General features: G+C 58.4%; 14 protein-coding genes and 2 pseudogenes. 13 read left to right on the top strand and 3 right to left on the bottom strand.

Translation table 11 applies throughout. The annotated features are described in order from the left end of the window. Together ACT6VE_RS33790 and ACT6VE_RS33785 are read left to right on the top strand one after the other, a co-directional pair. The coding region (locus tag ACT6VE_RS33790) for a hypothetical protein (protein WP_444802541.1) at window positions 1–237 on the top strand (237 nt) is incomplete at its 5' end. A 282-nt stretch (window positions 238–519) separates the two neighbouring features. Then, entirely contained in the window at window positions 520–1,251 is a 732-nt protein-coding gene (locus ACT6VE_RS33785; RefSeq protein ID WP_444802540.1) for a Crp/Fnr family transcriptional regulator, read from the top strand. Here ACT6VE_RS33785 and ACT6VE_RS33780 read toward each other — a convergent pair. Further along, a complete protein-coding gene (locus ACT6VE_RS33780; protein ID WP_444802542.1) occupies window positions 1,244–1,432 on the bottom strand; it encodes a DUF6894 family protein in 189 nt (62 codons plus the stop codon). The two genes, ACT6VE_RS33785 and ACT6VE_RS33780, sit on opposite strands and share 8 nt — an antisense overlap. A 170-nt stretch (window positions 1,433–1,602) precedes the next feature. Between ACT6VE_RS33780 and ACT6VE_RS33775 the strand changes: the two genes are divergently transcribed. The 9 genes from ACT6VE_RS33775 to ACT6VE_RS33735 all read left to right on the top strand — a co-directional run bounded on the left by ACT6VE_RS33775 (window position 1,603) and on the right by ACT6VE_RS33735 (window position 7,040). Continuing rightward, the gene (locus ACT6VE_RS33775; RefSeq protein WP_444802539.1) at window positions 1,603–2,127 is read left to right on the top strand and encodes a sigma-70 family RNA polymerase sigma factor; all 525 of its coding nucleotides are present in this window, start codon (window positions 1,603–1,605) and stop codon (window positions 2,125–2,127) included. A gap of 71 nt (window positions 2,128–2,198) precedes the next feature. After that, window positions 2,199–2,693, top strand: a complete 495-nt coding sequence (locus tag ACT6VE_RS33770) for a BON domain-containing protein (RefSeq protein WP_444802538.1) — start codon at window positions 2,199–2,201, stop codon at window positions 2,691–2,693. Between the two features lie 109 nt (window positions 2,694–2,802). Next, entirely contained in the window at window positions 2,803–3,033 is a 231-nt protein-coding gene (locus ACT6VE_RS33765; RefSeq protein ID WP_444802537.1) for a hypothetical protein, read from the top strand. Window positions 3,034–3,429: 396 nt separating this feature from the next. Further along, window positions 3,430–3,597: a Thivi_2564 family membrane protein gene (locus ACT6VE_RS33760; protein WP_308311332.1), complete on the top strand. Its 168-nt coding sequence runs from the start codon at window positions 3,430–3,432 to the stop codon at window positions 3,595–3,597. Between the two features lie 452 nt (window positions 3,598–4,049). Beyond that, on the top strand, window positions 4,050–4,367 hold the full coding sequence (locus tag ACT6VE_RS33755) for a PepSY domain-containing protein (protein WP_444802536.1): 318 nt from the start codon (window positions 4,050–4,052) through the stop codon (window positions 4,365–4,367). 12 nt (window positions 4,368–4,379) lie between these two features. Further along, window positions 4,380–4,976 carry a general stress protein gene (locus ACT6VE_RS33750; protein ID WP_444802535.1) on the top strand — a complete coding sequence of 199 codons (597 nt, stop codon included), beginning with the start codon at window positions 4,380–4,382 and terminating at the stop codon, window positions 4,974–4,976. Window positions 4,977–5,198: 222 nt separating this feature from the next. Beyond that, the gene (locus ACT6VE_RS33745) at window positions 5,199–5,915 is read left to right on the top strand and encodes a Crp/Fnr family transcriptional regulator (protein ID WP_444802534.1); all 717 of its coding nucleotides are present in this window, start codon (window positions 5,199–5,201) and stop codon (window positions 5,913–5,915) included. Between the two features lie 157 nt (window positions 5,916–6,072). After that, window positions 6,073–6,513 carry a PPC domain-containing DNA-binding protein gene (locus ACT6VE_RS33740; RefSeq protein WP_444802533.1) on the top strand — a complete coding sequence of 147 codons (441 nt, stop codon included), beginning with the start codon at window positions 6,073–6,075 and terminating at the stop codon, window positions 6,511–6,513. Window positions 6,514–6,557: 44 nt separating this feature from the next. Continuing rightward, window positions 6,558–7,040: a pyridoxamine 5'-phosphate oxidase family protein gene (locus ACT6VE_RS33735; RefSeq protein ID WP_444802532.1), complete on the top strand. Its 483-nt coding sequence runs from the start codon at window positions 6,558–6,560 to the stop codon at window positions 7,038–7,040. 177 nt (window positions 7,041–7,217) lie between these two features. Here the strand turns inward: ACT6VE_RS33735 and ACT6VE_RS33730 are convergent. Further along, window positions 7,218–7,487 (bottom strand): annotated as a pseudogene (locus ACT6VE_RS33730) (FAD binding domain-containing protein); the annotation flags it as partial. A gap of 40 nt (window positions 7,488–7,527) precedes the next feature. Next, window positions 7,528–8,009: pseudogene (locus ACT6VE_RS33725) on the bottom strand ((2Fe-2S)-binding protein); the annotation flags it as partial. A 124-nt stretch (window positions 8,010–8,133) separates the two neighbouring features. Here ACT6VE_RS33725 and ACT6VE_RS33720 point away from each other — a divergent pair. Together ACT6VE_RS33720 and ACT6VE_RS33715 are read left to right on the top strand one after the other, a co-directional pair. Beyond that, complete coding sequence (locus ACT6VE_RS33720; protein WP_444802531.1) at window positions 8,134–9,630, top strand: ATPase domain-containing protein; 1,497 nt, start codon at window positions 8,134–8,136, stop codon at window positions 9,628–9,630. Then, complete coding sequence (locus ACT6VE_RS33715; protein ID WP_444802530.1) at window positions 9,611–11,668, top strand: ATP-binding protein; 2,058 nt, start codon at window positions 9,611–9,613, stop codon at window positions 11,666–11,668. The genes ACT6VE_RS33720 and ACT6VE_RS33715 overlap by 20 nt, the downstream gene beginning before the upstream one ends. The last annotated feature ends 135 nt before the right edge of the window (window positions 11,669–11,803 follow it).

Raw genomic sequence — 11,803 nt, 5'->3', positions numbered from 1 at the left:
TTAAATCAACCCGCGACCGAGCCGCAAAATCCACTCTTCCAAGGCCAAAAAAATCTCAGTTCATTTGACGACGGACAGGGCGAGGCAAGGACGCTCCTGGCAGAGATGGCGATAGATGGGCTGCCGAACGAGCCGATCGACACCATTTCCGTAGAACTGCAAGACGCGAATCGTGTTCCGATCGTGACGTTTCGGTTGGTTCTCGAAGCGATACCGCACGGCACCCAAGAGCTCTGAAATCGCGCTGCATAGCCGATAAAGTGACATTGTCGAGCGGGTTGATCTGGGTGCCAATAGGGCGCAACCGACATTTTAGATGCTCGACACCGAACACTCGACGTTTTCCCTCTCCGCGTCGTCGGCCGCCCGGGGCATCCTCCCCCTTTGTCCGCTTCCGTACCGACAGCCGGCGCTGGCTTGTGTCACCTGTTCTATGGTCATAGATGGACAGCCATTGAATGTAGGAAAGAACGAAGCCTTTGGCAGATGTGCGATCGGTGAACCGCATAGGAATGTCGGATGGCATACGTTTGGCAGAGCGGGTTTCAAAACTACCTGCTTCGGCGCTCACCGCAGACGAGCCTGGTACGGTTTGAAACATACCTTGAGCGGATAGAGGTGCCTCGTTCGCGCCAGCTTTCCTCACCCCATCAGCCGATGGAGCATGCCTATTTCTTCGAAAGCGGGATCGCATCTGTCATTATCCGGTCTCCGGAGGGCCAGCATAGCGAAATCGGGATAATCGGGCGAGACGGCATGTGTCCGACGGCGGCGATCCTGGGTGTGGATGCTGACCCCTTTTCCATCCATATGCAGATGCAAGGGGAAGCCTATCTAATATCTTCGTCTGTTCTGAAAGCGGTTCTCGCGGAAGATCGCGAAGTTCATACCCTGTTAGCCCGCTACGCCCAGGCGCTTGCGGTTCAGCAGGCCTACACGGCTCTGTCCAATGCCGTGCATCACATTGACGAGCGGCTCGCGCGCTGGATCCTGATGTGCCACGATCGGGTGGACGGAGAAGATATCAGCCTGACGCATGAATTCATGGCGGTCATGCTCGCCGTCCGGCGCCCGAGCGTGACGACCGCGCTGCATGTGCTGGAGGGCAAGAAACTCATCTATTCCGAGCGCGGCGTCGTCAGTGTGCGAAACCGGGCGGGCCTTGAAGCATTCGCGCGAGATGCCTACGGCGAATGCGAGAAAGAATACGAAAGGCTTATCGGGACGTCGCTCGGACAGTCGACTATTTGAGCGCTTCAGAAAACGGCATGTGCGCCAGCAGTTCTCCCTGATCGTCGACGATCTCGAAAAGACGCGTTTCGTCCAGTTGCCCTTTGCGCACATCCTCGGCCAGTATTTCGCGGGCCGCGAGGCGTGCCTCCTCAAGTGCTGCCTGAACGGTATCAAAATCTCCGCCTTCCCGATCCTCGATCCGTTCCGTTCGACTGCGAATGTGAAAAAAAAGAATGGGTCATGGTCGCCTCTGAACATCATTGGCCTGCGTAACGGACTGACGAAGTCGCGATGTGTTCCATTCTCTTTTCGTCGTGTCCGTACGTTATCGTACAGCAACTATCGTCATAGCGGATCGTTCCCTTCAAAATGGAGGGATCAATGGACGCTCTAGTCTGCGAGCACCCAGCTCAAATGGTTCATGGTGCAATCGAGGCGCAGTTGCCTGCGCTGAGGCGGTTTGCCCAGAGGCTGACCTGCTCGTTGAGCGATCGGGAAGACCTTGTCCAGGAGACGGTGATGCGCGCGCTGCGGTCCTCCCGCCAGTTTCATGCAAACACGCAACTTCGCTCGTGGCTCTTTACGATCATGCGCAACACGTTCAACACGGAGTATCGCCGCCGCTGCCGGGAACCGGTTGGACTGGACGACGGCGTCTTTGAGCGGCTCAGTATTAGTGCGCCGCAGGAATGGGCGGTTCGGCGCAGCGAGTTGCGGTGCGCAATCGGCCGTCTCCCACCGCGATCACGCCGCACATTGCTGCTCGTCGCAATGGGCGTCAGCTATATCGACACGGCGCGGCTGTGTGGCTGCGAAATCGGTACGGTGAAAAGTCGGGTCAACCGTGCGCGAAAAATGCTTGAGGACGAGATCGGCCGCCCCGGCACGCTCTAACGGGAACAATGGCGGTCCTCATGGGATTGGCCTGTTTCATAGCCCACCGATTGAATGAATGGAGCGAGACCATGACCGATCATAAGCGAGCCCCACGCGAGGATGATTTTCGTGACCACGAGGAGCGCGATGTCCGCGACGGCTGGCCCTATGCCGACAGCGATGATGCGCGTCGCGCTGGGCAGAATGCGCCCTACGGAACACGCGGCGCTGGCCTGGACCAGGTTGTCAACGAAGGCATCGAGATCACCTCGGACCCGGCCGGGCGGGATGTCGAAGGCGAACCGGTACCATTTGCTGAAAATGCGCATGAGGCAATCGCGGACGATGATCTTGAGGCACGGATTCTCGAGGCACTTGAGCAGGACGGGCGGATTGATCTGGAGATGCTCGATCTCACGATCCGCGAGGGCGTTGCTGAACTTGACGGCGCCGTCGATAGCCAAGAGGACCGGCGTCACTTAATCGCCGTCCTGCGCCGGGTGAAGGGTGTGCGCGACGTACGTGCGGGAATCCTCTTGGCACGAGGCGTCGATAGCCATGTTCCCCGTGACGTTGGTGAGTGACGTCCAAAACAAGCCAAACGGCCGCTCGGTACGGTTTCGTACGATATTGCCGCTTTGAGTTGGACAGGGGCACCTCTAGACTTGCGCCTTTCGCACAAAGGAGGCGGGCGTGGGCATCTACAGTTCCAGGGGAACGTTTCAGCCGGAAGAGCTCGGGGCGTTGAAGACGGTTTTTGACGAATTGACTGCGGAGCCTTGGTTCGAAGCCTCGGACGAGGCAAGGGAGAGCTTCGCCAAATATCTCTTCGAGATGTTCCCTGCCATGACCTTCAATCCGATCAAGCACCGTTCGATCATCGAGGCATCCGCCCGGATGTTCTACTCCCGCGACGGCGCCTGATAGGATCGCTCTTGGCATGCGGCATTCGGGAATCCGAATCGTGGGTTGGAACCCCGCACGCTCGGCCAGTTTCCGCCTACGGCGTTGATTTTAGTGAAGAAATACTCGGGTCGGCGTCCTTCTTCCCCAGTTACAATATCCGACTGCTCTCGACTATGTGCGAACACATGCGCCGACGTGTTACGAAGCCGCTGGTTTGTCGCCATTTCCGGCGAGGAGGGCCGTTTGATCTCGTATAGCTAAAGTCAGAGGCCAGTGCGCCCGCGTCGCGCTACACGCATATCGGTCTAGTCGGATAGAAGCCGCGGTACGGCAGTCCCGCTCTTTCCTTTGCGCGCTCACGCCATATCTACGCTACTACCACGCAATTCAGCGCGGGCTTATGGAGTTGGGGCTTTGGCTACATCGGTTCTCATCAGCATTCTGATCACCTTCCTGGTAATCGTGCTGGTTCTCTATCTCATTGGACGGTTGCCGCTTGACGGACGCGCGAAGCAAATCGCGCAGATCATCGTGATAATCATCGGGATCATTGCGCTGTTGAAGTACATAGCGGTGTTCTAGGGCATACTAGATCACTTCGAATTGGCGGTATCCAGATGCCCTGCGTGGTGCAGGGCATCTAGTCCGATACGGATATTTTCAAGATAGTCCTGCTTGCGCGTAGTGTGGAATGTCAAAGAGCGGGGCTGCGCACTTACCATCCGCGAGGGGAGCATAGAGCAAGGGGCGGACCGCTCTCGCGCTCACTGAGGTACCGATCAATCCACAACTCCACGCAAATGAAGTTAGTGTGTGCCGGAACAGCCGCATAACGGGATCAGGACGAGGGGCAGGGCGCGACGGCGAATGGCGGTGCGGCGCCGGCAAGGGCAGGAGCGTGGTTATGGCGACATTCTAGTCTAATGCGGCGATGCACCTTAAGTTATTTTACGCCTCTCGAAGATTACTGAGGAACCAAACGCTTCGATCTCGGTTTGCTCCTTGCCTTTACAGGCTGACAACGAGGAGACACCATGAAAAAGCTATTGCTCGCCGCCGCATTTGTCGGCGCATCGACCCTTGGCGCTTTCGCCCAGACCTCCACGGCGCCCGCCACCGATGGTGATACACCCGCGATTGCGACGCCGGACGACAAGAACGCCACTGCGCCGGTCGAGGGCGCAAACAGCTTCACCGAAGACCAGGCCAAAGAGCGCATCGTGGAAGCCGGCTATGCCGATATTGCCGGGCTCAAGCTCGACGACAAGGGCGTATGGCACGGCACCGCGATGAAGGACGGCAAGCCCGTCAACGTCGCGCTCGACTACCAGGGCAACATCGTCGCTAACTAAAAGGAAATCCCCATGACAAAAACTGCCACCGGACTTTTTGACGACTACTCGGACGCACAGGCGGCCGTCAACGCCCTTGAGGCACGCGGCATCCCCTCGGACGACATCAGCATCGTCTCGAACAATGTGGACGAGCGGCGCACAGGCGATACGAACGCAGCGGAAGGCGCTGGAGCGGGCGCCGGCATCGGCGCGGCTGTCGGCGGTGTGGGCGGTCTTTTGACCGGTCTCGGCATCATGGCCATTCCCGGCGTCGGCCCCGTGGTTGCGGCAGGCTGGCTTGCCGCTACGGCGGCCGGTGCAGCTGCCGGTGCGGTTGCCGGTGGTGCGGCGGGAGGCCTTATCGGTGCGATGACGGAATCCGGCGTGTCTGAAGAACACGCCCATGTCTATGCCGAAGGTGTGCGCCGCGGCGGCACGCTCGTGACCGCCCGCGTCGAGGATAGCCTCTATCCCGAGGCGGAAGCGATCCTTCGTCGTTCGAACCTGGTCGACCCGACCGAGCGCCGTGCGGCCTATACCGAACAGGGCTGGACGCGCTTCGACGAAACGCTCGATCCGTACGGTCCCACCCAGATCGAGCAGGAACGTCTGCGTTACCGGCGCTGAGCGGTCAAAAGACCGTATTCATGTGCTGTTGACGAAACGGCCGGCCCTGAGGATTGGGCCGGCCGCTCTTGTGTAGCATCGTCTCTTCAATCGTCGCGTCCCCGCTCTCGCCCTTGCGGCTTACGTGGGAACGCGTAAGCTCGGTGGATCGTCGGCATCATCCCGGAAGTGTAGGTGCCAAGCACTCCTCTGTGCTGCGGCCCGAAAACAGGAGGCATGAACATGGCCGCTCCCCTACGCTCCGCGCCCGCGAACAATCTCCTGCTGCTCCTACCGGATGTCGACTTTGAGATGTTGGCGCCGGACCTGAAGCACGCTGTCCTTCCGAAGGGAATGGAGCTGGCCCACCGGGATCGGCCGATTGATGCGGTGTACTTTCTAACCTCCGGTATCGGTTCCGTCGTGATCACGACGCCAACAGGCCGGCGTGCGGAAGCCGGCATCTTCGGCTTTGATGGTTACATTCCCACCGCCGCTGTCACCGGCGCGCGGATCAGTTCCTACGATGTGGCGGTCCAGCTCGATGCCGAAGGCTACAGCATGGACTTCGACGACTTTCGGCGTTGGATGGATCAGAGCAAGCCTTTCGTGCAGATCATGAACCGGTCGATGGAAAGCTTCGCCGTGCAGCTGGCGCATACGGCAGTGTCGAACGCGGTGCACGAAGTGAATGAGAGGCTCGCCCGCTGGCTTCTCATGTGCCACGATCGTTCACGTAGCGACGACATGGCGGTAACACACGAACTCCTCTCTGTCCTCTTGGGCGTCAGACGGCCCAGTGTCACGACCGCGCTGCATGTTCTGGAAGGCGAAGGGCTCATCCGATCGCTGCGCGGCAGCGTCATCATCAGGAACCGTCCCGGCCTGGAGGCCTTCGCGCACGATTGCTATGGCCTGCCGGAGGCGGAGTATCGCCGCCTGATGGGCGGACTTACCTGACGCTCATCCTTCGGCTCGTTGGCATGCATCCGACGGACTAGCCTGTTGATGCGAGAATCTGAGACGTGTGGGGTCGGTAGGCCTTGAAGTGGCGTCCCCAGAATTTTGTGGAACAGAAACGTTCCGATCGCCTTTCCTCCTATCAACGGAGGAAATGATGAAGCACAAACTACTGGCCAGCGACGCAGGCGAGCGTACTTTCATCCTCGTGCTCGACGAAGGGGACGAGGCCTTCAAATGCATCACAAGTTTTGCCGAACGTGAAAACGTGACCGCTGCGTCGATTACAGCGATCGGCGCGTTTCGTGCGGCAACGATCGCCTTCTTCGAATTCGAAACGAGAAACTACCACAAGATACCCGTCGAGGTGCAGTCGGAGGTCCTCAGCATGCTGGGCGATGTTGCACTGGACGATAGCGGCAGGGCGAGTTTGCACCTGCACGTGGTCCTCGGTTTCTCCGACGGAAGCACGAAGGGCGGCCATTTTCTGGAAGGTCATGTCCGTCCCACGCTTGAGGTGGTGGTGCGGGAAACACCCGCCGAACTGAAGCGCAGCCATCGGCCTGATCTCGGCATTGCGCTTATCGACCTAGATTAGCAGACGCACGCACTGAAACCCCTTCATCATCTGAGGAGAAGACAATGGCGCATACTGACGACGAACAAGGGAAGGTATGGGAACTTGCCGAGAAGATCGGCTTTTGCATGCTTGCGACGCACACCGGAGACACGCTGCGTGCCCGACCGATGGCGGGCTATACCGAGGTCATCGAGAACGCATTCTACTTTCTGACGGACGTAGACAGCCACAAGGACGACGAGATCGCCCAGCAGCCAAATGTCTGCCTGGCGTTCGCTGATTCCAAAGGCCAGAAGTACGTATCGATATCCGGCACGGCCGAGGTTCTCGACGACCGCGAGAAAATCCGTGATCTCTGGACAACCCCCGCAAAGGCGTGGTGGGACAATCCCGACGATCCTTCGATCCGTGTCCTGAAGGTTACTCCGCAATTTGCTGAATACTGGGACAGCCCGGGCACCATCATCAGCTATATCAAGATGGCGGCCGCCGCGGTCAGCAGCGCCCGACCGGACATGGGTGATAATGCCAAGGTCACCATGTGACCGGTGTGTGTGGGGGGCAGTCAGCCGGAGGTCTCGATGGCTTCCGGCGCACGCGTCGTCATCCGATTGAGGGGGCTTTCTGGCAATAGATCTAACGTTATGCACCTCGCGCAGCAGACCCCTTGACGCCGCGTTGCGAAGTTGAGGAGAGGCGCCGGCGAGAATGGCGCTTGCAAGAAGCGGGAACTGCGCTTGAACAAGGTCGTCATAGGCAACGGCGGAGGTGCTCGCCAGCGCCCCGATGCGCAGACCACGGTCGGGAAGCTCCTCGATGGTCTTCATCGGAAAACGGTTGATATCGATGATCGCTTCCTGATGCACCACCTCATATTTCATCAGATCGCCCAGATTGGTCCCTCCAGCAAGAACCTGTGCCTGCGGATTGGCAAAGAGCGCCGCGACGGCATCCGCGACGGTCTCTGCCCGCGAATAGGAAAATGGCTTCATTCCGCGGCCTCCCGATAGGAGGGTCGGTCGCCTGTTTTACGAGGACATCCTCGATGGCGTCTACGATATTGGAATAGGCCCCACACCGACGGAGATTGCCACTCATCAATTCGCGAATGTCTTCCCGAGAGCGAGCGTGCCCCTCCTGCAGAAGGGCGACGGTGGAACAAATTTGCCCCGGCGTACAGTAGCCGCATTGAAACGCGTCGTGTTCGACGAAAGCTTTCTGCATCGAATGGAGGCGATCCGGGGTGCCGAGCCCTTTCACCGTGGTGACAGCTACCCCGTCCAGCGTTGTTGCGAGTTTGAGGCAAGCGTTCATGCGCTGTCCGTCGATCAGCACGGTGCATGCGCCGCACTGACCATGGTCACACCCTTTTTTGTGCCCGTTGACTCAAGGTCACTGCGCAGGAGGTCCAGTAGCGTCGTCCAAGGATAAACGTCCAGCGTATAAGGATTGCCATTTATTGTCAGGGCAAGGGGGCAGGTCAGCGACCCCGAGCGTTCGAGAGCCATGTCCATAAATTCAGCCTTTCGTCGCGAGGTCGGATCGCCAACGGCGGGCTGGGGGCATTTGGTGCGGGTTGTTCCGTTGTAATGCTACGCGACCGCCCTATCTACCCGACCCACAGCTCAGGAAGGACATATGGAAACTAAAGCACTGACAGGCATCGAGGGACTTGATGACGTTCTTTCCGGCGGCTTCACTCGCCGACACGTCTTCTTGCTGGAAGGGTCACCGGGAACGGGCAAAACCACGATTGCTCTGCAGTTTCTGAAGCATGGGGCGGACCGCGGCGAGAAGTGTCTGTATATCACATTGTCCGAAACCGAAGACGAGCTGCGCGATACCGCCTTTTCTCATGGTATGGAACTTCCGCCAGAGATCGAGATATTCGAGCTGGTGCCGCCGGAAAGTCTGCTTGATGCCGATCAGCAGCAAAGCCTGCTTTACTCGTCAGATCTGGAACTTGGCGAGACGACAAAAATGATTTTCGAAGCCTTTGAGCGCCTGCAGCCCTCGCTGGTGGTGCTCGATAGTCTTTCGGAAATCAGGCTTCTAGCGCAGAGCTCGCTGCGATACCGGCGTCAAATCCTTGCCCTGAAGCATTTCTTTTCGAAGTCGGGTGCAACGGTTCTTTTGTTGGATGACATGACAGCGGAGACCATGGACAAGACGGTTCACAGCGTCGTCCATGGTGTGGTGCATCTCGAGCAAATGGCCCCCAATTACGGGTCAGAGCGCCGACGGCTACGGATCGTGAAATATCGAGGTCAGGCGTTTCGCGGTGGCTATCATGATTTCACGATTAAGACGGGCGGCGTGGAGGTCTTCCCGAGATTGCGCGCGCTCGAGCATCGAACCACCTTTGAACGCACACCGCTTGGAAGCGGGATCCCCAGAATGGACGAATTGCTGGGCGGTGGGATTGAGCGTGGCTCGAGCACCTTGTTGATCGGTCCTGCTGGAACGGGCAAAAGCCTTTTTGCGCTCCAGTTCGTAAATGCGGCGGTGAAACGTGGAGAGCGGGCCGCGATCTTTCTCTTCGACGAGGAGCTGGGCTTGCTCTTTTCTCGCACCAAGGCGCTCGGACTGGATCTTGAAGAGCTTCGAGAGCGGGGTGCTATCCATATCGAGCAACTGGATGCCGCGGAGCTTTCACCAGGCGAATTTGCTCAACGGGTGCGCGACCGAGTGGCAAGCTTCGATGCAAAAACGGTCGTGATCGACAGCATCAATGGCTACCAGGCGTCGATGGCGGAGGAGAACGCGCTCATCCTGCACATGCATGAACTTCTGCAATACCTCAATCGCCAAGGATCGAACACCTATCTGACCGTAGCGCAACATGGCCTGGTGGGCGATATGAAGTCCCCGGTGGACGTTACCTATTTGGCCGATACAGTAATTTTGCTTCGATACTTCGAAGCAATGGGAAGGATCAGGCGCGCCGTCTCGGTCATCAAGAAGCGCACTGGCCCACATGAGGATACGATCCGGGAGTTCCGGATTAGCAATGTCGGCTTGACAGTGGGGGAACCACTCTCCCGTTTCCAGGGCATCCTGCGAGGCGTGCCAGCATTCGTTGGCGAACAACAGTCACTGATGACGCTTAAAGACGATGGTGGAACCCATTCCTAACAGAAGCGCTACCGCTCTCATTCACGCGCCGCTGGGAAGAGATGCCCAGATTGCATCAACCTTGCTGGGCGATGCAGGAATTGCCACCCTAGTGGCAGCGGATTTGAGTGAATTTGTCTTGGGATTGGGGGAAGACGTTTCGTTTGCGGTCATCACGGAAGAAGCGTTGCGCACCTCGGATCTACGACAACTGTCCGCCTGGATTGATGACCAGCCAAGCTGGTCCGACCTTCCCTTTATCATCCTCACGCATCGTGGCGGTGGGCCGGAGCGAAATCCGGCCGCGGCTCGCCTTTCCGAGGCACTCGGCAATGTCAGCTTCGTTGAGCGGCCGTTTCATGCCACAACCTTCGTGAGTGTCGCTCGCTCTGCTCTACGGGGGCGAAGCAGGCAATATGAAGCGCGCTTGCGAATGGAGGCGCTCGACGAGGGGGAGCGGCGGCTGGAAACAGCTTTGGAGGCTGGGCGCCTGGGTGCCTGGGAACTCGACCTTGCGACATTCGGTTTGACGACCTCAGCGACCTGCAAGGCGATTTTCGGACGGGGTGTCGACGAGGCCTTCACATACGAAGATCTGCTTTCGAGTATCCACCCGCACGATCTTGATCGGATGCGGGAGGCAGTCAGGAACACGATAGAGACGGGCGCGGACTACGCCATAGAGTACCGAACGGTTTGGCCGGACAAATCCGTCCACTGGGCTGAAATCCGCGCGCAACTCTATCTGGATCGAGCCGGAAAAGCCTTGAAATTGGTTGGCGTGTCGTCTGATATCACCGCCCGGATCCGGTCAGAAGAGCACCAGCGACAGCTCAACGAGACTTTGGAAGAACGGGTTGCGGTCCGCACGGAGGAACTGCATAAAGCTCACGCTGTCGTCATGGCGGAGGTGGCTCAGCGCGAGCGGGCGGAAGAGCAGCTTCGACAGGCTCAGAAGATGGAGGCGATCGGGCAGCTAACAGGCGGCGTCGCCCATGACTTCAACAACCTTCTTATGGCCGTACTCGGAAACCTTGAGTTGCTGCACAAGCACACGGCGCATGACCCGAAGGCTGTTCGCTTGATCGAAGGCGCGCTGCAGGGAGCACGGCGTGGCGCGTCACTAACGCAGCGACTCTTGGCATTTGCGCGACGCCAGGACCTGCAGGTCGGTCCGGTCAACCTCGGCAATCTTGTCGGCGACATGGCGGATCTCATGAAGAGGTCCGTGGGTTCCAGCATCATTATCGAGACCAACCTGCCGGCCGTCCAGGTTGTTGTCCAGGCGGACGTCAATCAATTGGAACTGGCACTGCTGAATCTCGTCGTCAATGCGCGTGATGCGATGCCGGCAGGAGGCTCAATTCGTATAACGCTCCAGCAAGTGAGCCTTCCCTCGGAGGAAGGCCATCTCAAACCTGGCGACTATGGCGTTCTCTCGGTCATCGACGAGGGCCATGGGATGGACGAGGCGACTCTCGAGAAAGCGATAGTTCCGTTTTTCTCCACGAAGGAACTGGGGAAGGGAACAGGCCTAGGTCTCTCAATGATCCATGGGCTGGCGCACCAGCTCAATGGGAGCCTCAAGCTGGCGAGCGCGCTTGGGAGCGGAACGACCGCGGAACTTTGGATACCGGCTTCGGATGAGAACCAAGTCACCCAGGCAGTATCTCCACAGGAGCATGTTGCTGGCGAGAACCAAAGTCCTAAGCGAGTTCTTCTCGTTGATGACGATTTTCTCATTGCGATGAGCTCGGTAGATATGTTGACGGATCTCGGTCACGAGGTTGTAGAAGCCCATTCCGGTCTAGAGGCAATCGAGATCCTCAAGCGCGATGCTCGCTTTGACCTCATCATTACGGACTATTCGATGCCCGGGATGACCGGCGGCGAGTTGGTTGTTGCGGCGCGCGCTTTGATCCCCGGCATCCCGATGTTGATTGCATCGGGCTATGCTGACTTGCCATCAGGAGTCGAGCTTGATGTTGGTCGACTCGGAAAGCCCTACACTCAGCAGCAGCTTGCCTTGGAGATATCGAAAGCGCTGTCGGTTCATTGATTGATATCGCAAACTGCGGGCAGAGGGGTAATCCCCCCGTTTTTAACGGGGCTCTACAGTAGAATTCACGCGGCCATTTTCAGTTTCTGTGCGGGTGTGATGCCGCCGATGCCCATATTGGGCCGCTCGTTGTTG

This window comes from Shinella sp., from assembly GCF_052438155.1.
Lineage (GTDB): Bacteria > Pseudomonadota > Alphaproteobacteria > Rhizobiales > Rhizobiaceae > Shinella.
The sequence above is the reverse complement of the archived record's forward strand: the minus strand, read 5'-3'. Positions and strand labels throughout refer to the sequence as shown.